Origin of the sequence: Capillimicrobium parvum (genome assembly GCF_021172045.1) — a bacterium.
Taxonomy (GTDB): Bacteria; Actinomycetota; Thermoleophilia; order Solirubrobacterales; family Solirubrobacteraceae; genus Capillimicrobium; species Capillimicrobium parvum.
In genome coordinates this window covers 5,030,384-5,054,155 of the sequence record NZ_CP087164.1, presented here as the reverse complement: position 1 = coordinate 5,054,155, position 23,772 = coordinate 5,030,384, and the positions used below count along the sequence as shown (strand labels likewise).

The 23,772-nt window shown below is 73.9% G+C and carries 12 protein-coding genes; 7 read left to right on the top strand and 5 right to left on the bottom strand.

The annotated features are described in order from the left end of the window. Positions 1 to 7: 7 nt before the first annotated feature. Positions 8 to 3,256 (bottom strand): DUF3427 domain-containing protein, encoded by a 3,249-nt coding sequence (locus tag DSM104329_RS24665; protein WP_259312513.1) that lies wholly within the window; start codon positions 3,254 to 3,256, stop codon positions 8 to 10. Here DSM104329_RS24665 and DSM104329_RS24660 point away from each other — a divergent pair. The 4 genes from DSM104329_RS24660 (at position 3,255) to recD (ending at position 12,712) form a co-directional block, all read left to right on the top strand. Continuing rightward, positions 3,255 to 3,698 (top strand): hypothetical protein, encoded by a 444-nt coding sequence (locus DSM104329_RS24660; protein ID WP_259312512.1) that lies wholly within the window; start codon positions 3,255 to 3,257, stop codon positions 3,696 to 3,698. The genes DSM104329_RS24665 and DSM104329_RS24660 overlap by 2 nt on opposite strands. A gap of 94 nt (positions 3,699 to 3,792) precedes the next feature. After that, positions 3,793 to 7,197: an exodeoxyribonuclease V subunit gamma gene (recC, locus tag DSM104329_RS24655; protein WP_259312511.1), complete on the top strand. Its 3,405-nt coding sequence runs from the start codon at positions 3,793 to 3,795 to the stop codon at positions 7,195 to 7,197. Then, a complete protein-coding gene (locus DSM104329_RS24650) occupies positions 7,194 to 10,610 on the top strand; it encodes a UvrD-helicase domain-containing protein (RefSeq protein WP_259312510.1) in 3,417 nt (1,138 codons plus the stop codon). Before recC ends, DSM104329_RS24650 begins: the two co-directional genes overlap by 4 nt. After that, a complete protein-coding gene (recD, locus tag DSM104329_RS24645; RefSeq protein WP_259312509.1) occupies positions 10,607 to 12,712 on the top strand; it encodes an exodeoxyribonuclease V subunit alpha in 2,106 nt (701 codons plus the stop codon). Before DSM104329_RS24650 ends, recD begins: the two co-directional genes overlap by 4 nt. Here recD and DSM104329_RS24640 read toward each other — a convergent pair. Then, positions 12,702 to 13,463, bottom strand: a complete 762-nt coding sequence (locus tag DSM104329_RS24640; protein WP_259312508.1) for a glutathione S-transferase family protein — start codon at positions 13,461 to 13,463, stop codon at positions 12,702 to 12,704. The two genes, recD and DSM104329_RS24640, sit on opposite strands and share 11 nt — an antisense overlap. An 11-nt stretch (positions 13,464 to 13,474) precedes the next feature. Beyond that, complete coding sequence (locus DSM104329_RS24635; RefSeq protein ID WP_259312507.1) at positions 13,475 to 14,674, bottom strand: GTPase family protein; 1,200 nt, start codon at positions 14,672 to 14,674, stop codon at positions 13,475 to 13,477. Positions 14,675 to 14,792: 118 nt separating this feature from the next. On the opposite strand from DSM104329_RS24635, the gene DSM104329_RS24630 reads away from it, so the two are divergent. Genes DSM104329_RS24630 through DSM104329_RS24620 form a run of 3 tightly spaced genes read left to right on the top strand, consistent with a single transcriptional unit; the run spans position 14,793 to position 17,038 of the window. Beyond that, a complete protein-coding gene (locus DSM104329_RS24630; protein WP_259312506.1) occupies positions 14,793 to 15,920 on the top strand; it encodes an APC family permease in 1,128 nt (375 codons plus the stop codon). Continuing rightward, positions 15,851 to 16,255 (top strand): hypothetical protein, encoded by a 405-nt coding sequence (locus tag DSM104329_RS24625; RefSeq protein ID WP_259312505.1) that lies wholly within the window; start codon positions 15,851 to 15,853, stop codon positions 16,253 to 16,255. Before DSM104329_RS24630 ends, DSM104329_RS24625 begins: the two co-directional genes overlap by 70 nt. Positions 16,256 to 16,288: 33 nt before the next feature. Then, positions 16,289 to 17,038, top strand: a complete 750-nt coding sequence (locus tag DSM104329_RS24620) for an SDR family oxidoreductase (protein ID WP_259312504.1) — start codon at positions 16,289 to 16,291, stop codon at positions 17,036 to 17,038. A 68-nt stretch (positions 17,039 to 17,106) separates the two neighbouring features. Here DSM104329_RS24620 and DSM104329_RS24615 read toward each other — a convergent pair whose 3' ends face one another. Together DSM104329_RS24615 and DSM104329_RS24610 are read right to left on the bottom strand one after the other, a co-directional pair. Beyond that, a complete protein-coding gene (locus DSM104329_RS24615; RefSeq protein WP_259312503.1) occupies positions 17,107 to 20,454 on the bottom strand; it encodes a calcium-binding protein in 3,348 nt (1,115 codons plus the stop codon). Positions 20,455 to 20,579: 125 nt separating this feature from the next. After that, the gene (locus tag DSM104329_RS24610; RefSeq protein ID WP_259312502.1) at positions 20,580 to 23,717 is read right to left on the bottom strand and encodes a carboxypeptidase regulatory-like domain-containing protein; all 3,138 of its coding nucleotides are present in this window, start codon (positions 23,715 to 23,717) and stop codon (positions 20,580 to 20,582) included. Between the last annotated feature and the right edge of the window lie 55 nt (positions 23,718 to 23,772).

Sequence of the window (23,772 nt, the reverse complement as noted above, 5' to 3'; positions counted from 1 at the left end):
GAGTCGATCAGGCCGCGGCGACGCTTCGGGCCGCCTCGAACAGCTCCTCCGGCATCGGCCGGGGCAGACGCCACGTGAACTGGACCGGTCGTTCGCCCTCATGGCGGACGTAGGCCACGGGCCCGAGGAACGTGAACGGCGCCGCTTCCCCGAGCGCGTCTCGCTTCCGCTCGCGAACCATCAGGAGGACGTTGGTGCCGCGCGCCTCGTGCGCGATGTAGCGCTCGACGGTTGGTTGTCCGGGAGTCTGGCGTGACTGCGACTCCCAGTGGAAGAGCTCGCGGTTGATGGCGTAGTCCCGGTACATCGTCGTCGGCGAGTAGTCGCGCTCGGCCTTGTGGAGGTCGACGAAGAACACGTCGCTCGCGGCCGAGGCCACCCACAGCACGCCCTCGCGGGTGGATGGCGGCGTCACGCCGTCCCCGTGCCCCAGCGCAGCCACGATCTCGACGCGCGAGTACCGGGCGTGAACGGTGAGGGGGATCGCCGCATCCAGGGCCGACGGGGTCGCGAGCGTGGTCGAGGCGGCGTCGACGGCCGCCAGCAGCTCGTCGAGCTCCTGTAGGACCGCCCGCTCGCGCCAGAGTGCCTCGTACGCGGTGTCGACGCTGTCGAACGTGCCACCGCCGGCGCCCCACAGCACCCACGACAACATCCGAAGGAGTCGCTGGTGGCGCGCGTCGAACTCGGTCAGGCGAGGTGGTGACGGGCGCGCGAGCAGGGACCGGTAGAACGCAACCCGCTCAGGGTCGTCGACGTGCCGGAGGCGACGGACGCTTCGCAGGAGCGTCGCTTCCGCCGCGTCGTCCGCGGCCATGGCCGTCGTCCGACCGGCCTCCCGGCGCATCGCCGTCCAGCTCTTGCCGCTCGCCCGGTAGACGTCGTCGACCCCGCGGCCGGTCTGTTCGAGATACCACCGCAGATCACCGTCGTCCGGGCGGCCGGCGAGGTCCTCGACGAGCGTCTTCCACCGTCCCGACCTGGCGATCGCCCGGAGGTTGTCGAGCACCATCTCGCTGCTCTGGCGATCGAGCTCGATCGCGCATCCGGCGGGCAGGAAGGGAAAGCCGCGTTCCACCTGGTCGACGATCGCCCCACGGCGACGGTCGACGATCGCGCTCATGCGGTCCGCGAAGCGAAACTCCCGATGCTGCTGGCCGATCAGGTCGATGACCGTCAGATGGCTCTTGCCCTTCGCACGGCGCAGGCCGCGACCGAGTTGCTGCGTGAACACGGTGGCGGATTCGGTCGGACGGAGAAGGAGCACGCAGTCGACATGGGGAACGTCGACGCCTTCGCCGAGGACCTCGACCGAGAACACGCAGCGCAGGTCGCCGGATCGCAGGCGGTTGAGCACCTCGTCGCGTCGTTGCGCCGGGTCGTCACCGGACAGCGCCTCGGAGGGCATGCCGAACTGGTTGAACCTGCGCGCCATGAACCGAGCGTGCTCGACGGAGACGCAGAACCCGAGCGCGCGCATCCGCTCCGGCCGGGCGACGGTGCGCCGCACCTCGCGCAGAAGGAGCCGGACCCGTGCATCGTCGGCGGTGTATAGGTTCTCGAGCTCGTTGATGGCGTACGCACCTCGTCGCCACGAGACCGCACGCAGGTCCGTACCGTCGGCGACGCCGAAGTACTGGAACGGCACCAGGAAGCCCTGATCGATCGCTTCCCAGAGCCGCAGCTCGACGGCGATCCGGCCATCGAACCAGTCGGTGACGTCCTTGCCGTCGAGTCGTTCGGGCGTGGCCGTGAGCCCGAGCAGCTCCTGCGGATCGAGGTGCTGGAGGAGACGGTCGTACGTCGGCGCCTTGGCATGATGGAACTCGTCGATGACCACGACGTCATACGCGGTCGGATCGATCGCCTCGACGTCCTGCAGCGACTGGATCATCGCGAAGACATGGCGCCCGTGGGCGCGCCGGCCGGCGGCGTGCAGCTCCCCGAACGAGGGATCGCTCAGAACCGCGCGGTACGTCGCCAGCGACTGCCGCAGGATCTGCTCGCGATGGGCGACGAACAGCAGCGACGGACGACCTCCCATCGCGTCGGCGATCTGCTCGTAGTCGAACGCCGCCACGACGGTCTTGCCGGTCCCTGTCGCGGCGACCACGAGATTGCGGTGGCGATCGTGGCGCCGGCGCTCGACGGACAGCGCTTCGAGCATGCGCTGTTGATGGGGATACGGCCGGACGTCGAGGCCGGTGAACGAGGCGAGCGCGATCCCTTCGCTGCGCCGTTCGTGCTCGCCGAGGGCACGTTCGAGGGCCTCGCCGTTCTCGGCCGGGTCGTACGAATCGAAGTGTTCGCTCTCCCAGTGGCTCTCGAACGTCGCGCGGACCCGCTCGATCACATGCGGCGCATCCTGGGCGGCGAGCCGCACGTTCCACTCGAGGCCGTCGAACAGCGCCGTGTGCGAGAGGTTCGACGATCCGATGAACGCGGTGGTGAGGTCTGCGCCGCGTTCGATCAGCCAGGCCTTGGCATGAAGCTTCGTCGTGCGAGCGTCGAGCGCCACCTTCACCCGTGCGCCGATCTTCACCAGTTCATCCACGGCACGCTTCTCGGTCGCGCCCATGTACGTCGTGGTGATGACGCGCACATCCCCGCCGCGCTCGATGACGCCGAGAAGAGCCTCGCGCAGTTGGACCACGCCGCTCCAGATGACGAACGCGCAGATGAGGTCGACTCGATCGGCGGTCGCCAGCTCAGCCTTTAGCTCGCTGCCGATGTTGGGCTGTCCGACCGCGTTGACGAGGAGGTCGCTCTGGCCGAGCGGCGTGGCCGGGAGCGCCGGCGCATCCGCGAACCCGCCAAGCGGACCCGCGGCGCGGATCGCCCGCAGCATCCGCGGCGGCATGGCCAGCGTCTCATCGACGTCGGACCGATCGGCCGCGAGGAGCAGCTCGTTGACGGTCGTCGCCTGATCGTCGACGCGCTCTTCGTCCCTGAGCGCACGGCGGACCGCGTTCGCGAGGTGCCGGGCGAGGAGGTCCGGGCCCTCGGCCGGGTCGAGCGCCTCGACCTCGAGCGCCGCCGGATCGAGGGCCGCCAGGGCCGCTTGGAGCGCCCGCGTGAGGAGATGAGCGCGCGGTCCGGGGCGGAGGTCGGGAGGCACGGGCGACCGCACGCTACCGGCAGCGGCGGTTGATCCGCTCGACAGGTCCGGCGTCGCGATGTCCTGACGGTTGGGTACTGTCCCGGCCATGCTGGCGAGGTCAAGGACGGCGGCCATCTTCGTGAGCTGCCTGGTCATGAGCGGGGTCGCGGCCGGTGCCGCACAGGCGGCGATCAAGGTCACGACCACCGAAGGCGCCGAGGTCGCGCGGTTCTCGTCGCTCGCCTGCCGGACCGACTCCGCGGGCTTCCACGGCCGGGCGGTCGTCAAGGGCTGGCGGCTCGTCGTGCGCATCCAGCCGTTCGCCGGCTTCAAGACCTACCAGCTCGAGTACGGCGAGAACGAGAGCGCGGCGTCCTTCTTCCTCGATCCGCCCGGCGGCGGCAACACGTTCAGCAACACGCAGGAATCGCCGCTCGTGTCGGACCGGCTGACGCTCGGGGGCGGGATCCAGTTCCCGAACGGCCGCAATCGGATCCGGCTCGCCTTCCCGATCACGTACGACAGCGACGGCGACAAGCCGAACATCGTGCGCCTGGTCGGGACGGCGAAGTGCACGTACCCGCGTAAGCGCGGATAGCTCGCCGGGCGCGAGCGGCGCCGTCGCGACAGCGATCGCGCGACGCGCCGCGTCAGGTCGCGACCGCCCGGCGCGACTCATATGGTGATCGCCCGTGCTGCACATCCACCGAGCCGAACGCGCCGACGCGCTCGTCGACGCCCTGCGTGCGCTCCTCGCCGACCCGCTCGAGGACCCGTTCGCGCCCGAGGTCGTCGGGGTGCCGACGCGCGGGATGGAGCGGTGGCTCACCCAGCGGCTCTCGGAGGCGCTCGGCACCAGCGAGGGCCGAGCCGACGGCGTATGCGCGAACGTCGACTTCCCCTCGCCCCGCCGGCTCACCGACCAGGCGATCGCGGCCGCGTGCGGCATCGAGCCGGACGCAGACCCCTGGGCGCCGGAGCGTGCGGTCTGGCCGCTGCTCGACGTGGTCGACGGCTCCCTCCACGAGCCGTGGCTGGCCGCGCTCGCCGCCCACCTCGGAGCGCACGACGAGCAGACCCGCGCCGTCCGCCGCTTCGCCACCGTCCGCCACCTCGCGGACCTCTTCGACCGCTATGCCCTGCACCGGCCCGGCATCGTCCGCGCGTGGGCGGCGGGCGACGACGGCGGCATCCGGGACGGCGGGGCGTGGCAGGCCGAGCTGTGGCGGCGCCTGCGCGTGCGCATCGACCACCCCGACCCGGCCGAGCGACTCGATCTCGCGTGCGCGCGCCTGCGCGAGGACCCCGCCCGCACGGAACTGCCGAAGCGGCTCTCGCTCTTCAACCTCACCCGCCTGCCGCAGGGCCACCTCGACGTCCTGTGCGCGCTCGCCGCCCACCGGGACGTCCACCTGTTCCTGCTGCACCCGTCGCCCGCGTTGTGGGACCGGGTCGCGGAGGCGACCTGCGGCACGCCGCCCATCGTGGCTCGCAGGGCCGACCCCACCGCCGCCCTCGCGGCCAACCGCCTGCTCGCCTCCTGGGGCCACGACGCCCGTGAGCTCCAGCTCGTCGTGACCGGCCACGACGACCCCATCGCCGACGAGCATCACGCCGCGCCGCACGGCTCCGCGACCCTGCTCGAGCGCGTCCAGCAGGACATCCGCGCCGACCGGGCGCCGGCCGGGGCGCCGCTGCCGGCACAGGACCGCTCCATCGAGATCCACTCCTGCCACGGCCGCGCCCGCCAGGTCGAGGTCCTGCGCGACGCGATCCTGCACCTTCTCGCCGACGACGCGACGCTCGAGCCCCGCGACGTCATCGTCATGTGCCCGGACATCGAGACGTTCGCGCCGCTCATCCACGCCACGTTCGGCGTCGGCGACCTGGCGGGAGGCGGCGACGGCGAGGACGACGACCCCGACGCGCTCGCCGATGACGTCCGCCCGCCCGACCTGCGCGTCCGCCTCGCCGACCGCTCCCTGAGACAGACGAACCCGATCCTCGGCGCCGTCGCCGAGCTGCTGGACCTCGCCGGCCGGCGCATCACCGCCTCAGAGCTGCTCGACTTCGCCGACCGCGACCCGGTGCGCCGCCGCTTCCGCCTCGACGACGACGACCTCGCCCGCCTCGAGGACTGGGTCGCCGAGAGCGGCATCCGCTGGGGCCTTGACGCGGCGCATCGCGCGCCCTTCAAGCTCGACACGCTCGAGGCGGGCACCTGGCGCGCCGGGATCGACCGCCTGCTCGTCGGCGTGACGATGAGCGAGGACGGCCGCCGCCTGTACCACGACGTCCTGCCGCTCGACGACGTCGAGAGCGGCGCGATCGACCTCGCCGGCCGCTTCGCCGAGCTCCTCGATCGCGTGCAGCACGCGCTCGACGCCCTCAGCCGCACCCAGCCGATCGACGCGTGGGCGACCGCGCTGGCGGACGCCGCCGACGCCCTCACGACAACGGCACCGAGAGAGTCCTGGCAGCGCGACCAGCTCAAGCGACTGCTCGACGACGTCGTCGGCGAGTCCGGTGGGCGCGTCACGACGCTCGCCACCCCCGAGATCCGCGCCCTGCTCGCCGAGCGCCTCCGCGGCCGCCCGACGCGCGCGAACTTCCGCACCGGCCATCTCACGGTCTGCACGCTCATGCCGATGCGCTCGGTGCCGCACCGCGTCGTGTGCCTGCTCGGCATGGACGACGCGCAGTTCCCGCGCAAGGCCCCGCGCGACGGCGACGACCTCATGCTCGACCGGCCGCGCGTCGGCGACCGCGACCCGCGCACCGAGGACCGCCAGCTCCTCCTCGACGCGCTCATGGCCGCCACCGACCGCCTCGTCATCACCTACACCGGCAACGACGAGCGCACGAACACGCCGCGCCCGCCGGCGGTGCCGGTCGGCGAGCTGCTCGACGTCATCGACCGGGCCGCGCGGACGGCGGACGGCACCCCGGCGAGCACCCATGTCCTCGTCCGCCACCCGCTGCAGCCCTTCGACCCGCGCAACTTCACGCCGGGCCATCTCACGCCCGACCGGCCGTGGAGCTTCGACACGGTCACGCTCGAAGGTGCCAGGGCGCTCGAGGCCCCGCGCCGCCCGACCCCGCCCTTCCTGTCCGAGCCGCTTCCGCCCGTCCCGGACCCGGTCGCCGACCTCGAGGCGCTCGTGCGCTTCGCCGGACACCCCGTGCGGGCGTTCCTGCGCCAGCGCCTCGGGATCAGCCTCGGCGAACGCGAGGACGAGATCGCCGACGCGCTGCCGGTCGAGCTCAACCACCTCGACGAGTGGCGCGTCGGGCAGCGCCTGCTCGACGCGCGGCTCGACGGCGCCGACCTCGACGTCGCCGCCCAGGCCGAGCGGGCCCGCGGCACGCTGCCGCCCGGCCGCCTCGGCGAACCCGTGCTGGCCCGGGTTCGCCCGGTGGTCGAGGAGATCGCCACGGCGGCCGAGCGCGTCCTGCCGACCGGCGCCGAGCCCGGCTCCGTCGACGTCCACGTGACCCTGCCCGGCGGCCGGCGGCTCACCGGCACCGTCGCGGGCGTCTGCGGCGACGTGCTGCGCGCGGTCACGTACTCGCGCGTCGGGCCCCGCCACCGGCTCGCGTTGTGGGTGCAGTGGCTCGCGCTGAACGCCGCGCATCCCGAGCGCGCCTGGGAGGCGGCGGCCGTCGGCCGGGCCCGTGACAGCGCGCGCAACGACGCCCGCATCACGGTCGCGCGCCTGCCGCCGCTCGACGGCGACCGCCACCGGCACGCGGTCGCGCACCTCCTCGCGCTCGTCGACCTCCACGACCGCGGCCTGCGCGAGCCGCTGCCGCTGTACTGCAAGACCTCGGCCGCCTACGCGCGCGCGGCCGGTCGTGGCGACGACGCGCTGAAGGCGGGCCGCGACGAGTGGGAGTCGCCGTGGGCGTTCGAGAAGGAGGACCGCGAGCTCGAGCACCAGCGCGTGCTCGGCGGCGTCGTGACCTTCGACGAGCTGCTGGTCGCGCGCCCGCGCTCGGACGAGGCGTGGGAGAACACCGAGGAGACCCGCTTCGGCCGCTACGCCCGGCGCCTGTGGGACGGCCTGCTCGCCCACGAGGAGATCAGCGACCGGTGAGCACCCTCGACGAGAAGGCCGTCATGCCGTTCGACGTCTGCGGGCCGCTGCCGACCGGCGTCACCGTGCTCGAGGCGAGCGCCGGCACCGGCAAGACGTACACGATCTCCGCGCTCGCGGCGCGCTATGTCGCGGAGGGCGTCCCGCTCGACCAGCTGCTGCTTGTCACGTTCACCCGCATGGCCACCGGCGAGCTGCGCGAGCGCGTGCGCCACCGGCTCGTCATCACCGAGCAGGCGCTCTCGGGCACGCCGCCGGCCGTCCGCGACGAGGTCGTGGACCTGCTCGCGCAAGGCGCGCCCGAGGAGGTCGCGCTGCGGCGCGCCCGCCTCACCCGCGCCGTCTCCGACTTCGACGCGGCGACCATCGCGACCACCCACGGCTTCTGCCAGGAGGTGCTCGGCGGCCTGGGCGTCGCCGGCGACGTCGAGCCCGACACGACGTTCGTCGAGGACCTCGACGACCTGCTCGAGGAGGTGGTCGACGACCTCTACGTCCGCCGCTTCCACCGCCGCGACACGCCGGACTTCGACCGCCGCCAGGCGCTGCTCATCGCCAGGGCCGCGGTCTACAACCCGGACCCCGACGCCCCCATCGAGCCGGCCGACGCCCCCGACCACAGCGTCGAGGCGATGCGCGTGCGGCTCGCCAGGGCGATCCGCGAGGAGCTCGAGCTGCGCAAGCGCCGCATGGGCGTCATGACCTACGACGACCTGCTCACGCGCCTGCACCGGACGCTGCACGCCAGTCCCGCGGCCGCCGCGCGCCTGCGCGCCCGCTACCGCGTCGTGCTCGTCGACGAGTTCCAGGACACCGACCCGATCCAGTGGGCGATCCTGCGCCGCGCGTTCGGCGGCGCCGACAGCGGCGTCACGCTCGTCCTCATCGGCGACCCCAAGCAGGCGATCTACGCCTTCCGCGGCGCCGACGTCTACGCGTACCTGGAGGCGGCGCAGGCGGCCGCCACGCGCCACACGCTGACGACGAACTGGCGCAGCGACCAGCCGCTCATCGACGCCTACGACGCGCTCTTCGGCGGCACCCGCCTCGGCCACGAGGGGATCGTGTATCGCGAGGTGCGCGCCGCTCCCGCCAACCGGACGGCCCGGCTGCACGGCGCGCCGGTGGATGCCTCGCTGCGCCTGCGCGTGGTCCCGCGCGACCACCCGTTCATCCGCCGCACGCCGAGCGGGTTCGCGAGCAAGCCGTCGGCCCGGGAGCACGTCGCGCGCGACCTCGCCGCCGACCTCGCCCGCCTGCTCAACTCGCCGGCCGAGATCGAGATCCGCCGCGAGGACGGCACGACGACGGGCCGCGGGCGACTCCGTCCCGGCGACGTCGCGGTGCTGGTGCCGACGAACCGCACCGCGGCGCAGGTCCGCGACGCGCTCGAGGAGGTCGACGTGCCGGCCGTCATCAACGGCGCCGGCAGCGTGTTCGCGACCGGCCCGGCTCGCGACTGGCTGGCGTTGCTCGAGGCGCTCGAACGGCCGGCGTCCGAGCCGCGCGCCCGCGCCGCCGCGCTCACGCCGTTCCTCGGGTGGTCACCCGACGAGCTCGCCTGCGCGACCGACGACGCCACCGACGACCTGCACCGCCGCCTGCACCGCTGGGCCGGGGTGCTGCGCCGCAAGGGCGTCGCGTCGCTGCTCGAGCTCGTCACGCTCAGCGAGGGGCTGCCGGGGCGGATGCTGTCCGCCGCGGACGGCGAGCGCGCCCTGACGGACCTGCGCCACGTCGGCCAGCTGCTGCACGGCGCCGCGACGAGCGAGCAGTTCGGCGTGACGGCACTGACGTCGTGGCTGCGCGAGCGGATCGCGGCGGCGGCCGACGAGACGGGCGACGAGGACCGCAGCCGCCGCCTCGAGTCCGACGCCGAGGCCGTCCAGGTCCTCACGATCCACCGCTCGAAGGGGCTCGAGTTCCCGGTGGTCTACCTGCCGTTCCTCTGGGAGCCCGGCTATATCCCGAGCGACCAGCCGGTGTCCTTCCACGACCCGGACGCGGGCGACCGGCGGACCGTCGACGTCGGGCTGGGCGGCCCGAAGTGGAAGGCCCACGAGCGTCAGCACGAGGTCGAGCAGCGCGGTGAGGACCTGCGGCTCGCATACGTCGCCCTGACGAGGGCGCGCCACCAGGCGGTCGTCTGGTGGGCCGGGTCCTACGACACGCGCCACTCCCCGCTCACGCGCCTGCTGTTCTCCCGCGACGACGACGGCAACGTCGCGCCGTCGGGCGCCTCGACGCCGACCGACGAGGCGGCGACCGCACGGCTGGAGCAGCTCGCCGCGATCGCGCCCGGATGCGTGTCGGTGGAGGAGGCGATCCCGGCGCGCGGGGAGACGTGGGGCGAGCCGCCCGTGCGCGCCGGCACGCTCGAGGCGGCGCACTTCGACCGCCGGCTCGACCGCGGGTGGCGGCGCACCTCCTACAGCGACATCACCGCCGCGGCGCACGAGGCGTGGGTGGCCAGCGAGCCCGAGCAGCTGGCGCTGCGCGACGAGCCCGAGGGGCCGGGCCCGGCGGCGACGGTCGCCCCGCCGACGCAGGCCGGCCTCGAGGAGGCCATGCTCCGCGCCGTCCCGTCGCCGTGGGCGGACCTGCCCGTCGGCGTGCACGTCGGCACGCTCGTGCACCGCGTCATGGAGGCGGTCGACTTCGCGGCCTCGGACCTGGATGCCGAGCTCGCCGGGTGCGTGGCGGCGGCGCAGGCGCGAAGGCCGGTGGACCTGCGCGACGATGCCGTCGCGGTGGGCGCGCTGCGCGCGACGCTCGAGACGCCGCTCGGCCCGTTGCTCGGCGGGATGCGGCTGCGCGACGTCGCGCGCGCCGACCGTCTCGACGAGCTCGCCTTCGAGCTGCCCCTCGTCGGGGGCGACGACCCGACCGGGCGGCTCACTGTCGACGCGATCGCCGACGTGCTGCGCGAGCACCTGCCCGCGGGCGACCCGCTCGCCGGATACGCGGCACGGCTCGACGACCCGGCGCTGCGGCGCGACGTGCGCGGCTACCTGACCGGCAGCATCGACCTCGTCCTGCGCACGTGCGGCCCCGACGGCGCGGCGCGCTTCGCCATCGCCGACTACAAGACGAACTGGCTCGCGCCGCCCGGCGACGAGCTCAGCGCGTGGCACCACCGGCCGGCGGCGCTCGGCGCCGAGATGGAGCACGCGCACTACGGCCTGCAGGCGCTGCTGTACGCGGCGGCGCTGCACCGCTACCTGCGCTGGCGGGTGCCCGGCTACGACCCCGCGCGCAACCTCGCCGGCGTGCTGTACCTGTTCGTGCGCGGCATGTCGGGCCCGGACACGCCGGTCGTCGACGGGGCGCCGTGCGGCGTGTTCGCGTGGCGGCCGCCCGCCGACGCGATCGTGGCATTGAGCGACGTGCTGGACCGGGGGAGGACCCCATGAGCGCCGAGCCCGTCGTCGCCCCCGATCCGTTCGCCGGCCGCCTCGCGCTGCGGGCCGGCGGCCTGCTGCGAACGTTCAACGACGCGGGCGTGCTCGCGGCGGCGGACGTCCACGTCGCGCGGCGGCTGGAGCGCCTGGCCGGCGAGGACGACGAGACGGTCGCGCTGGCCGTCGCGCTCGCGGTCCGCGGGCCCCGGCTCGGCCACACGTGCGTGGACCTGGCGACGATCCGCGACACCGCGACGGTCGACACCGACGAGCCCGTCGACGTATCCGCGCTGCCGTGGCCCGAGCCGGTCGAGTGGGTGGCGCGCCTGGCCGGCAGCGATCTCGTCGCGATCACGGCGTCTGACGTCGTCGATGCGCCAGGACCACACACGCCCGGGCGATCGCCGATCGAACCTGGCGCGATCACGGCGTCTGACGCCGTCGATGCGCCAGGACCGCAGGCGGCGGGGGGGTCGCCGTTCACGCCTGTCGCGGTCACGGCGTCTGGCGCGGTCGATGCGACAGGCCTCGACGCGCGTCCGCTGCGCCTCGCCGGCACCGTGCTCTACCTCGACCGCTACTGGAGCGAGGAGCGCCAGGTCGCGGCGGATCTCGAGGCGCTCGCCGCCCAGGTGCCCGGCGACGTGGACGAGGCGTTGCTCGCCCAGGGCGTCCGGCGGCTGTTCGGCGACCAGGCCGGCGGGCGCCAGGCGCTTGCCGCCGCGGCCGCTGTGCTGCGGCGCTTCGCGGTCGTCGGCGGCGGACCCGGCACCGGCAAGACGACGACGGTCGCGCGCATCGTCGCGCTGCTCGCCGAGCAGGCGGCGGCCCGCGGCGAGCCGGCGCCGCTCGTCGCGCTCGCCGCCCCCACCGGCAAGGCCGCGGCCCGGCTGCAGGAGGCGGTCCACGAGCAGGCGGCCGCGCTCGACGTCGGCGACGAGGTGCGCGAGCAGCTGCTCGGCCTCCGCGCGTCGACGCTGCACCGGCTGCTCGGGTGGCGGCCGGGCAGCCACAGCCGCTTCCGCCATCACCGCGCGAACCGCCTGCCGCACGACGTGGTGGTCGTCGACGAGACGTCGATGGTCTCGCTGTCGCTCATGGCGCGGCTGGCCGAGGCGGTGCGGCTGGGGGCGCGCCTCATCCTCGTCGGCGATCCCGGGCAGCTCACGTCGATCGAGGCGGGTGCCGTGCTGGGCGACATCGTCGGGCCGACCACCGACGGCCTGCGAATCGCCGCCTCGACCCGCGCGCGGCTTGCCGCCGCGACCGGTGCGGACGTCCCGTCCGGAGACTCCCCGCCGGGCGCGGAGGCCGGGATCGGCGACGGGATCGTCATCCTCGACCGCGTCCACCGCTACGGCGGCGGGATCGGCCGCCTCGCTGAGGCCATCCGCCGCGGTGACGCCGGCGCCGCGCTCGAGGCGCTCGCCGCCACCCCGGACGAGATCGCCTGGATCGACGCCGACGCGGCCGCCACCACCGGTCGCGACGCTCCGGTCGTCCTGCGCACGGGGGCGGTCGGTGCCGCCCGCGCCGTCATCGCCGCCGCCCGCGCGGGCGATGCGGCCACCGCGCTGCAGAGCCTCGGCGCCTTCCGCCTGCTCTGCGCCCACCGCCGCGGCCCGTACGGCGTCGAGACGTGGATGGGCCGCATCGAGGGCTGGCTCGCCGAGGGCATCGACGGCTTCGGCGCCGAGGGCGAGTGGTACGCCGGGCGCCCGCTGCTCGTGCTCGAGAACGACTACGGCCTGCAGCTCTACAACGGCGACACGGGCGTCGTCATCGCCACCGCGCCCGGCCGGGTGAGCGCCGCGTTCGAGCGCCAGGGCGACGTGCTCGAGTTCCGCCCCGCCCGGCTGGCCGCCGTCGACACGGTCTACGCGATGACCGTCCACAAGAGCCAGGGCTCGCAGTTCGCCACCGCCGCCGTCGTGCTGCCCGACCCGGCGTCCCCGCTGCTGACGCGCGAGCTGCTCTACACCGCCGTGACCCGCGCGCGCGAGCGGCTGATCCTCGTCGGCACCGAGGAGGCGGTGCGCGCCGCCGTCGCCCGTCCGGTCGCCCGCGCATCCGGCCTGCGTGCGCGGCTGTGGGGTGAGGCCCCTAGCGGGTGACCGCCGCGGACGCTCCGCGGTGGCGCGCGTACATCTCGTGCACCCACTCGCCGCCCGGCCGCGCCTCGAGCTCCGCGCGCAGCCGCACCACGGCGGGTGCGGCCCGCGGCGGCTGGTGCTGGCGCCCGGGCGGCGCCAGCAGCGGCGTGAACAGCGCCGCCGCCGTCATATCCGCGACGCTGAACGCGTCGCCCGCGAGGTAGCCGCCGGGACCGATCTCCGTCTCCAGCCGGTCCATCGCGGCGCGGATCTGCGCCTCGGACGCGCGCGCGGTGGCGTCGTTGATCGTGTAGTCCATGCGGAGCATCGGCCGGGCGACCGGTGCGCTGAGCGACAGCAGCCGGCGGCGCAGGCGCGCGTCGGGCGAGAACAGCGAGTCGGCCACCAGGTCGTCGTCCGGCAGCGTCTGGTGCCACATCCAGCGCCGCACGTCGGGCGCGAGCCGCTCGTCGAAGAAGTCCTCCAGCGCGAGCGCCCGCGCGCGGTCGGCGGGGTCCGCGGGATACAGCGGCGGCTCGGGCCAGCGCTCCTCGAGCGCGGCGACGATCGCGGTCGAGTCGCCCAGGCGCCGGCCCTCGATCTCGGCCACCGGCAGCCGGTCGTGCCGGCCGCGGGTCACCGCCAGCGCGCTGAGCCGGTGAAAGCCCGGCATCGGCACCCGCCGCTCGTGCGCGACGCCCTTGTAGTCCAGCGCCCAGCGGACCTTCTCGTTGTAGTGCGACAGCTCGATGTGCCACAGCACGACGGTCACGGTGCGCGAGCCTACCGTTCGGCCCTTCGCCCCCGACCGAGAGGCAGCCGCTTCGTCGCCTCGCCCGACCGCTCCCGCAGCGCCGCGACGAACATCTCGCGGATCGCCTTGCTCTCGAGCGCGGAGGCCCCCCGCGGGCCGAGCGCGTGCAGCTGCGAGCACACGACGATCCACGCCTCGCCCACCGCAAACGTCAGCGAACTCGCCACGCCGGCGCGGATCGTCCCGCCGACGATCGTGCCCGCGCCCGGGACGAACTTCAGCATCGTCGTCGCGAGGTAGCGGCCGGCCTGCGTGAGGCCGCCCGCCGTGAACGCCGCGCCGGCGACGCTGGCGAACGTCCCCGTCGTGATGTTCAGCCCGAAGATCGCGGCGATCTTCGCCATCAGGCCCACCTGCACCGGGACGAGCAGCGCGGCGTCGGCGATCGGGATGGGCGTCGCGCCGATGCCCGCCGCCGTCGCGGCCGCCGCCTTGATGTACGTGCGCGCCTTGCGGACCTTGCGTTCGAGGTCGATCTTCTGCGCGGCGATCAGCGCGGCCTCGACCGCGTCGGGAGCAACGCGAAAGGTGGCATCCAGCAGGTCGCGCAGCCCGTGTGCGGGGAAGCCTCCGAAGTCGTCGGGCTGGGCCATGGTGAAGAACACGCGGTTGCCGCCGGCCAGCGGCAGGTCGCGTTCCATCACGCTCTCGGCGAGCTTGCGCACCTCGGGGTGGATCTCCCCGTCGCGCGTCTGGACCTGCGTCAGCACGAACAGCACCGGCACGCCGTCGGCGGCGAGCTGGCGGACGAACTCGGCCTGCGCGTCCTCGAAGCGCAGGTCCGCCGCGCGCACGCAGTACCAGATGACGTGGATCTGCTTCGACACCGGGCCGCGCTTGCGCTCCTCGATGAGCGACCGGAACTTCGCGAGGATCTGGTCGCCCTCCTGGCCGACCTCGATGCCCTCGGAGTCGTACATCCCGAAGTAGCCCGACGGGTGCTCGTAGTAGGCGGTCTTCAACGTGACGGGCCGCCCGGTCCCCGTCGCCGCGACCTCGCTGCCGAAGATCGCGTTGATGAGCGTCGACTTGCCGACCCCGGTCTTGCCGAAGATCGCCAGGTTGAAGCGGCCGAGCTCGCGCAGCGCCTCGCCGTAGGCGGACTGCGCGTGCGCGGCGATGTCGGCGGACGTGAGGTCGTGCGCCGGTCGCTGGGGCTGTGCGCTCATGGGCCCATTGTGCCCGACCCGCACCGCTGGCTTGGCATTTGTATAGGGGCGTCGCTACCGTGCGCACCGCCCGGCGACGCACACCGGCGCGCCGGCCAGAACCCCTGGGGAGGAGACCATGAGCCGGACCGTTCGCAGGACGGACCCCGCTCCGGGTTCCGGCAGTCCGCCGCCGCACCTCGCGCGGGGCGCGCTCCACGCCCGGCACATCGGGTTCATGGTCGTCGCCGCGGCCGCGCCGATGGCCGTCGTCGTCGCGATCATGCCGATCGCGTTCTTCCTCGGAAACGGGGTCGGGACGCCGGGGATGTTCCTCGTCGCGGCGCTCGTCCTCGCGCTGTTCTCCGTCGGCTACGTGCGGATGATCCCGTACGTCCGCAACGCCGGCGCGTTCTACGCCTACATCGTGCACGGGCTCGGCCGGCCGACCGGCCTGGTCGCGGCCTACGTGGCGGCCGTCTGCTACAACGCGCTCGCCGCGGCCACGTGCGGTGGGCTCGCCTTCTTCGCCGCCGACACCGCGAACCGGCTGTTCGGCATCGACCTGCGCTGGCAGGTCTGGGCGGCGATCGCGATCGCCATCGTCGCGTTCCTCGGCTACCGCCGCATCACGCTGACCGCGCGCGTGCTCGGCGTCGCGCTCGCCTGCGAGGTGGTGATCCTCCTCGTGCTGGACGTCGCGATCCTCATCGACAACGGCCCGTCCGCCTTCTCCCTCCAGTCCTTCGCCCCCGGCAACGTCTTCGGCGGCGTCGTCGGCGTGGCGATCATCTACGCGTTCTCGTCCTACCTCGGCTTCGAGGGCACCGCGATCTACGCCGAGGAGGCGGCCGATCCCAAGCGCACGGTTCCGCGCGCGACCTACGCCGCCGTCGCGGTCGTCGGCGCCTTCTACGTGCTGACCTCCTGGGCGCTGCTGGCCGGCCCGGGCATGGACCGCGCCGTCGACCTCGCCGCGAAGGACCCCGGCGGCTACGTCTTCGCCCAGACCGAGCAGTTCCTCGGGTCGTTCGCCAACGACGTCGTCAACGTCCTCATCGTGACGAGCGCCTTCGCGGCCGTCCTCGCGTTCCACAACGCCGCGGCGGCTACTTCTTCGCGCTCTCGCGCGACGGCTTCCTGCCCAGGCAGCTGGCCAGGACGCACCCGCGCTACGAGTCGCCGTACATCGCCGGAATGCTGCAGGTGGCGATCCTCTCCGCCATCGTGTTCGGCTTCGCGATCGCCGGCCTGGACCCGCTGCTGAACCTGTCGACGGCCATGACCGGCTTCGGCGCGGTCGGCCTCATGGCGCTTCTGGCCACCACGTCCCTCGCGGTCGCCGTGTTCTTCTGGCGGCGCGGCGAGCGGCGCCTGGCCTACACGCTCGCGCCGGCGGCCGCTGCGGTCGCGCTCGCCGTCGCCACGGTCCTCGCGCTGGCGAACTACCCGTCGCTGACCGGCAGCACGTCGGACGTCATCAACAACCTGCCGTACCTGCACATCGTGACGATCGTGGTCGGCGTCGCCGTCGCCCTCTACGCGAAGCGCAACCGGCCCCAGGCGTACGCGCGGATGGGCTCCGCGCGTATCGACGAGTGAGCGCGGCCGCCCGCGCTGGCAGCATGTGCGGCCATGAACGAGCAAGGACCGACCGCGGTCGTCACCGGTGCCGGCTCCGGGATCGGCCGGGCGGTGGCCCTGGCCCTGCTGGACCGGGGCTACCGGGTCGCGCTCGCCGGCCGTCGCGAGCAGCCGTTGAACGAGACGGCCGGGGGCGCCGGCGACCGCGCGCTCGTCGTGCCCGCCGACGTCGGGGACCCCGCCCAGGTGGAAGCGCTCTTCGCCGCCGTCAGCGACGCCTGGGGCCGGCTCGACCTGCTCTTCAACAACGCCGGGACGTTCGGCGACCAGGTCCGCTTCGACGAGATCACCGACGAGGGCTGGCGCGCCGTCGTCGACGCCAACCTCAACGGCAGCTTCCTCTGCGCCCGCGCGGCGTTCCGCATCATGCGCGACCAACGGCCGCAGGGTGGGCGCATCATCAACAACGGATCGATCTCCGCCCAGGTGGGCCGGCCGCACGCCGCCGCCTACACGACGACGAAGCACGCCATCACCGGACTGACCCGATCCATCTCGCTCGACGGGCGCGCCGTCAACGTCGCCTGCGGCCAGATCGACATCGGCAACGCGGCGACCGAGATGACGAAGAACTTCCCCGGCGGGGCGCTGCAGGCCGACCTGTCGGTCAGGCGCGAGCCGACGATGGACCTGCGTCACGCCGTCGACGGCGTGCTCTACATGGCCGGGCTGCCGCTCGACGCCAACGTCGAGTTCCTCACGGTCATGGCGACGACGATGCCGTTCATCGGGCGCGGCTGAGCGCGCGCGAGGCGATGCCGGCGGGCGCACTGGCCCGCCGGCTCGGCCCGATGCCGGGCTGACGCCTCCTACGGGACGTCGATGAGCTTGTCGACGCCCGCGTCGTACTGGGCGACGTCCGTCCCCGGGCCGCCGCTCAGCCACTGCTCCTGGCCGTCCTTGGCGAGGAACACGTCGTCGCCGTCGCGGCCCTCGAGGTAGTCGAGGCCGCCGTTGGAGCGGAACCCGTCGTTGCCCTCCATGCCGATGAAGCGATCCTGGCCGGTCGTGCCCTCGAAGTAGTCGTTGGCCTTGCCGCCCCAGATCTGCTCGCAGTCGGGCATGACGTTGTCGCCCTCCTCGCCGACCTTGTCGAAGTCGGCGTCCTGGCCGTCGTTGGCGATCCCGTCCGGGTTGATGTACAGCGGCTGCGTGCGCCCGTTGGTGATGCTGGCGCTGAAGTAGGCGACGGTGTCGTACCAGGGGTGCGTCTCCGGCGAGTCGCCGCCCGTGCCGCACGAGATCAGGTCGGCGCCGTTGGCCACCGTCCCGCCCTCGAACCAGTCGTCGCCGAGCTCGCCGTACATGGCGTCGTCGCCCATGCCGCCGTCGAGGTCGTCCTGGTGGTTGCCGCCGTGCAGCTCGTCGTTGCCGGCGTCGCCCGACAGCCGGTCGTCGTCGTCGTCGCCGTCGAGGCGGTCGTTGCCGTCGCCGCCGTTGAGCTGGTCGTCGCCGGCCCCGCCGTGCAGCTCGTCGGCGCCGCCCTCGCCGAGCATCTGGTCGATCCCGGCGCTGCCCCACATGCGCTGCGGGTTGCCATCGCCGACGAGGAGGTCGTCGCCGGTGCCGCCCTTCAACCGCTCGACGTCGATGTGGACGTCGTCGAGCTCGCCGACCGAGCCGTCGTCGGCGAGGCCGTTGAGGTAGACGGCGATCCTCGACCCCCGGCCGCTGTAGTCGGCCGTGTCGTCGCCGTCGCCGCCGGCGATGTCGTCGCCCTCGTCGGGCGCGAAGCCCTGGAACAGGTTGTCGTCCCCGGCGTCGCCGCGCTGCGCGTCGGCCCCCGCGCCGCCGTCGACGGAGTCGTTGCCTTCGCCGCCGCGCACGGCGTCGTTGCCGGCCGCCCCGTCGATCACGTCGTCGCCGCCACGGCCGTCGAGCTCGTCGGCGCCGTCCGTGCCGCGGATCCAGTCGCGCTGGTTCGTGCCGAGCACCTTCTCGATGCTCGCGATCTTGTCGTCCTCCTCGGGGTCGCCGTTGAAGTCGGCGTCCTCGCCGTTGTCCTGCGAGCCCACGTCGACGCGCACGCCCACGACGCGGTACTGGTAGTCGAGCCGGTCGGCGCCCTCCTCGCCGTCGATCACGTCGTTCCTGTCGTCGTAGGACCCGCAGAGGACGCCGCACGACGTGACGGGGAAGTCGTCGTCGCCGCGGCTGCCGAACAGCAGGTCGGCGCCGTAGCCGCCGTCGACGGTGTCGTTGCCGTCGCCGGCCTGGATCTGGTCGTCGCCCTCGTTGCCGACCAGACGGTCGTCGCCGCCGTAGCCGACGAGGAGGTCGTCGCCGCCGGCGCCGAAGAACGTGTTCGGGCCGTCGTCGCCCTTGAGCCGGTCGTTGCCCGAGCCGCCGTAGCCGACCTCGACGCCCATGATCATGTCGGCCTCGTCGCCGATGCCGTCGCCGTTGGCGTCGGTGCCGCTGCGCGAGCCGCCGGCGAGGTCGATGACGACCGGGTCCGTGCGCGAGATGTAGTAGGCGAGGTCCTCCGCGCCGCCCTGGCCGTTGATCATGTCGCTGCCGTTGGACGCGGCGTCCTGGAAGAAGACGTCGCGCCCTTCGCCGCCGAGCTCGATGTCGTTGCCGCCGCGGCCGGTGATGACGTCGCCGCCGGGGCCGCCGAACAGCTGGTTCTGGCCGTCGTTGCCGGTGATCGAGTCGTCGCCGCTGGCGCCGGTGGCGTTCTCGACGTCGGCGCCGATGCTGTCCTTGGCCCCGCCGTCCTCGGCCGACCCGTCGTTGGCGACGCCGTCGAGCGTGATGGTCTTGCTCTCCTGGCTGCCTCCGTAGGTGACCGTGTCGGAGCCGGCGCCTCCCCGCATGACGTCGGCGCCCCGGCCGCCGTAGATGAAGTCGTCGCCGTCGCCGCCGGAGATCGTGTTCGCGGCGTCGGTGCCGATGAGCCAGTCGTTCTTCGTGCCGCCGGCGATGCGCTCGACGTCGCCGGCGACGTCGTCGCGGTCGCCGTCGGGACCGTCGTCGGCGGAGCCGTCGTCGTGCGACCCCTCGCCGGGCGTCACCGACTCCGCCTCCTTGCTGCCCTCGTACGTGACGAGGTCGCTGCCGTCGCCGCCCTCGATCGCGTCGCCGTCGAGGCCGCCGTTCAGCTCGTCGGTGCCCGGACCGCCGCGCAGGGTGTCGTCGCCCGCCGCCCCGTTGAGGGTGTCGTTGCCCGGCCCGCCGTCGAGGACGTTCGCGGCGCCGGTGCCGATCAGCTTGTCGTTCGCCGAGCCGCCGACGGCGCCCTCGACGTCCGCATTGATCGTGTCGCGCGCGTCCGCGGGACCGTCCTCGGCCGAGCCGTGCTTGGCGCCGGTGACCCGCAGGTCGATGGTCTTGGCCTCCGTCGAGCCGGCGTAGCTGGCCACGTCCGTGCCGGCGCCGCCGACGTTGCGGTCGGCCCCCGCGCCGCCGATGAGCGTGTCGTCGCCGGCGTCGCCGGTCACGACGTCGTTGCCGCCCGCACCGTCCAGCGTGTCGTGGCCGGGGCCGCCGAGCAGCTCGTTGATGCCGGCGTCGCCGGTGAGCGTGTCGTCGCCCTGGCCGCCGCTGAGGTTCTCCACGTCGGTGCCGACGTTGTCGCGCGCGCCCTCTCGCCCGTCGTCGGCCGAGCCGTCGTTGGCCTGGCCGTCGAGCGAGACGACCTCGTTCTCGGTGCTCGAGCCGTAGCGGGCGCGGTCGGTGCCGTCGCCGCCCTTCAGCGTGTCGGGCCCGCCGCCGCCGGCGAGCAGGTCGTTGCCGGCCTCGCCGAGGATCGTGTCGGCGCCGTCGCCGCCCGTGAGCTGGTCGTTGCCGTCGCCGCCGCTGAGCGAGACCCGCTGGGCGCCCGAGGCGGTCGCGATGTCGTTGCCGTCCTTCGTGTAGACGCGGACGCTGCTCAGGCCGGCGAGCGCACAGCGGGCGATGCGCCCGCTGACGCTGCAGCCGCCGGCGCCGTCGCCGTCCGTGAGGGCGGCGACGCCGGAGTCGGTGACGACGAGATCGGTGCCGGAGACCCGCACCGCGACGTTGTTCGCCTCACCGGCGGATGCCGTGAACGCGACGATGTTGGAATTGCGCGAGACGCTGGCCGCGTCGGCGACGGCGGGTACGGCGATGAGGAGGGCCGGCGCCGCCAGCAGAGCCGGCAGGACGCGTCGGGCTGGACCGCGACAGAGCATGGGGAGGACCTCTGAAGGAGCGTGTTCGGGAAGCGGCCGCGAGCTTGGCGGCGGCCACTTGCCGAACGCTTGCCGCGACCCGCCGACCCGCTTGCCGGCGGCTGATCGGGACGGAGCTCCTGCAGCTACGGGGTGCGGCTCGTGCCCGCGTCGGCGGGCGGCGGGGTCGCGCCCGTGACCGGCGACGGGTCGTGCGTCTGCACGACGGGCGCGGCCTGGGCGCGCGCCTCGTCCTGGGCCGAGGCGGCCAGGCGCTCGGCCTGCGCGACGGTCAGCAGCTTGGCGTTGACCGACGTCGACGTCCTGCCGTCGCGGACGCTCACGGCGCCGGCGGTGGCGAGGTTCGGCGCGTCGCGCCAGAACGTGCCGACGTAGTCGCTCGTCCCCGGCACGGCGAAGCCGAGGCGGTAGTCGCCCGCGGGCAGCCCCTCGATCGTGTACGTGCCGTCCGCCCCGGTGACGCCCGAACCGGCCGCGGCGCCGGTGGCGTCATATGCGGTGACGGTGACGCCCGCGATCCGGTTGCGGGCGCTGTCGGACACCTGGCCGCTGATCGCGCCCGCGGGTGCGCGCTCGGCGAGGGCCGCGTCGATGGTGACGACTTTGCCGAGCTTCACCGCCACGGGACGGGCGCGCGGCAGCGTGTCGCGGTCGGAGTAGAACTCGCTGATGTAGCGGCTGCCCTCGGGCGCCGCGAAACCGATCCGGTAGGTGCCCGAGTCGAGGCCGTCGACCGTATAGGCGCCACCGGCGCCGGTCGTCGCGGTCGCCACGGCCGTCTCGGAGACCCCGTACACGGTCACCGTGACGCCGCCGATCGCGCGTCCCGACCCGTCGGTCACGTGCCCGGTCACCTGCGCGGGGGCGGGCGGGGCGTGGAGCGAGCCGTTGAGCGCCGTCGTGCGACCGGCGGTCACCGTCACGGCGTCGGCCTCGACGACGCTCGAGCGCTCGCGGAAGAACTCGCTGACGTAGCGCGAGCCGGCCGGGCCCGCGAAGGACACCTTGTAGGGGCCGGCGGGCAGGCCGTCGATCGCGTACGTGCCGTCGGCGGCGGTCGTGGCGGTGCCGGCGGACTCCCCGGTCGCCGAGTACGCCGTCACGGTGGCGCCCGCGAGCCGTTCGCCGGTGTCTGAGCGGACGTAGCCGCTCAGGCGGCCGGGCGGGGGCGGGGCGTCGAGCGCCTCGGAGATCGTCGACGTGCGCCCGGAGGAGATGCTCAGCGTCAGCGCGGTCGCCAGGGTGGCCCGGTCGTGGTAGTACTCGGCGACGAAGGTGCTCGCCGCCGGTCCGGCGAAGCGCAGCTTGTAGGAGCCCGGGGCGAGCCCGTCGACCGTGTAGACGCCGCTGCTGTTCGCCGTCGCGCTGCCGGCGACGTCGCCGGACGGCGTGAAGGCGGTGACGATGGCGCCCGCGATCGCCTTGCCGCCGCTCTTCGCCGTGACCTTGCCGGTGAACGCGCCGCGCTCGGGGAGCGACCCGGTGACCGACGTCGCCTTGCCGGCCGTCACCTTCACCGCGTCGGCGAAGGCGAGCGTCGTGCGGTCGCGGTAGTACTCGGGCAGGAAGCGCGAGCTCGCCGCGGGCGCGAAGCCCACCTTGTAGGACCCGGCGGCCAGTCCGTCGATCCGATAGGTGCCGTCGGCGGCGCTCGTCGCGGTGCCCGCGGTCGCGCCGGCCGTGGTGTAGGCGGTGACGGTCACGCCGGCCGCGCGGGCTCCGCTGTCGCCGCGGACGTAGCCGCTGATCTGGCCGGGCGGCGGAGGGGCGTCCAGCGCTTCGGAGATCGTCAGCGACCTGCCGGACGTGAGCGTGAGCGCGAGCGCGGCGGCCAGGGTCGTCGTGTCGTGGTAGTACTCGGGGAAGAAGGTGCTGCCGTCGGGCCCCGCGAAGCGCAGTTTGTACGTCCCGGGCGCCAGGCGGTCCAGCGTGTACATGCCGGTGCTGTTCGACGTGGCGGTGCCGGCGAGGTCGCCCGAGGACGAGAAGGCGCTGACGACCGCGCCGGAGATCGCCTTGCCGCCACTCTTGGCGGTGACCTTGCCGGTGAACGCGGCGTACTTCGCGAGGTCCGCGCTGATCGCGGTGGTCCTGCCGGCCGTCACCGTGACGGCGTTCGCCGATCCCAGGGTGGCCCGGTCGCTGTGGAACTCGGGGACGTAGGGGCCGTTGGGCGGGCCGCTGAAGCCGACCTTGTAGGAGCCGGCGCGCAGGCCCGCGAGCGTGTAGGCGCCGCCGGTGCCGGTCGTCGTGCTGCCCGCGGTCTGTCCGTCGAGCGAGTAGGCGGTGACGGTGGCGCCCGCGATGCCGGTCTTCGCCGTGTCCGTCACCTTGCCGCCGATCTGGCCGGCCCCGGCGAGCGACGCGTTGACGCCGGTCACCGCGCGGCCCGCGTCGACGGTGATGGGATCGGCGGCGTCGCGGGTCGGCTTGTCGTCGTAGTACTCCCGGAGGAGGCTGCTGCCGTCGGGCGGCGCGAAGATGAGCTTGTAGGCGCCGGCCTCGAGGTCGAGCTGGTACGTGCCGTCAGGCGCCGTGTACGTGCCGCCCGCGCCCTCCCCGGTGTTCGCCCGGTAGGCGAAGACGGTGACGCGATCCACGCCGCTGCCCCCGGCGTCCGTCACGCGGCCGGAGACGGTGCCGCCCTTCGCGAGGAGCGTGTCGCGCACGGTCGTCGTCCGTCCCGCGGTGACCGTCACGGGATCGGCGGCCGCGAGGCTGGCCTCGTCGTCGTAGTACTCGCTGATGTAGCCGCCGCCGGACGGCCCGACGACGTAGAGCTTGTACGCGCCGCCCGCGACGGCCGGCAGGGTGTAGGTGCCGTTGGATGCGGTCGTCGTGGAGGTCCGGAACCCGCCGGTCTGCGCGTCGTATGCGGCGACGGTCGCGCCGCCGATCGCGATCCCGCTCGTGGTGCGCACGCGGCCGCTGATCCGTCCGCCGGTGACGAGCGCGGCGTCGACGCGCGAGACGGTCGCGCCGCCGCGGACCGTGACGGGATCGGCCTGCGCGAGCGACGGCTTGTCGTCGTAGAACTCGGCGACCGTCGAGCTGTCGAGCTGGTCGACGAAGTAGACCTTGTAGTCGCCGTCGTCGGGCACCGACAACGTGTAGCCGCCGAGCACGATCCAGGCGGAGGCGGCAGGCTGCGTGGCGCCGGCGCGGTACGCGTAGGCGGCGCCGAGCGCGAGTCCGCCGCCGTTGCCGTCGGTCACGCGGCCGGTGATCTTGCCGCCGGTCGCGGCCGGTGCCGAGGCCGGCACGGCGAGGGCCGCGAGGAGCGTCGCGAGCAGCGCGAGACGGGCAGGAGCACGCCCC

What these genes read in the sequence shown, in the direction of transcription:
- DSM104329_RS24665 (WP_259312513.1), bottom strand. Translation starts at nt 3,256, where the DNA reads ATGACCAGGCAGCTCACGAAGATGGCCGCCGTCCTTGACCTCGCCAGC.
- DSM104329_RS24630 (WP_259312506.1), top strand. Translation starts at nt 14,793, where the DNA reads ATGAGCCGGACCGTTCGCAGGACGGACCCCGCTCCGGGTTCCGGCAGT.
- DSM104329_RS24625 (WP_259312505.1), top strand. Translation starts at nt 15,851, where the DNA reads ATGCTGCAGGTGGCGATCCTCTCCGCCATCGTGTTCGGCTTCGCGATC.
- DSM104329_RS24615 (WP_259312503.1), bottom strand. Translation starts at nt 20,454, where the DNA reads ATGCTCTGTCGCGGTCCAGCCCGACGCGTCCTGCCGGCTCTGCTGGCG.
- DSM104329_RS24660 (WP_259312512.1), top strand. Translation starts at nt 3,255, where the DNA reads ATGAGCGGGGTCGCGGCCGGTGCCGCACAGGCGGCGATCAAGGTCACG.
- DSM104329_RS24620 (WP_259312504.1), top strand. Translation starts at nt 16,289, where the DNA reads ATGAACGAGCAAGGACCGACCGCGGTCGTCACCGGTGCCGGCTCCGGG.
- DSM104329_RS24635 (WP_259312507.1), bottom strand. Translation starts at nt 14,674, where the DNA reads ATGAGCGCACAGCCCCAGCGACCGGCGCACGACCTCACGTCCGCCGAC.
- recD (WP_259312509.1), top strand. Translation starts at nt 10,607, where the DNA reads ATGAGCGCCGAGCCCGTCGTCGCCCCCGATCCGTTCGCCGGCCGCCTC.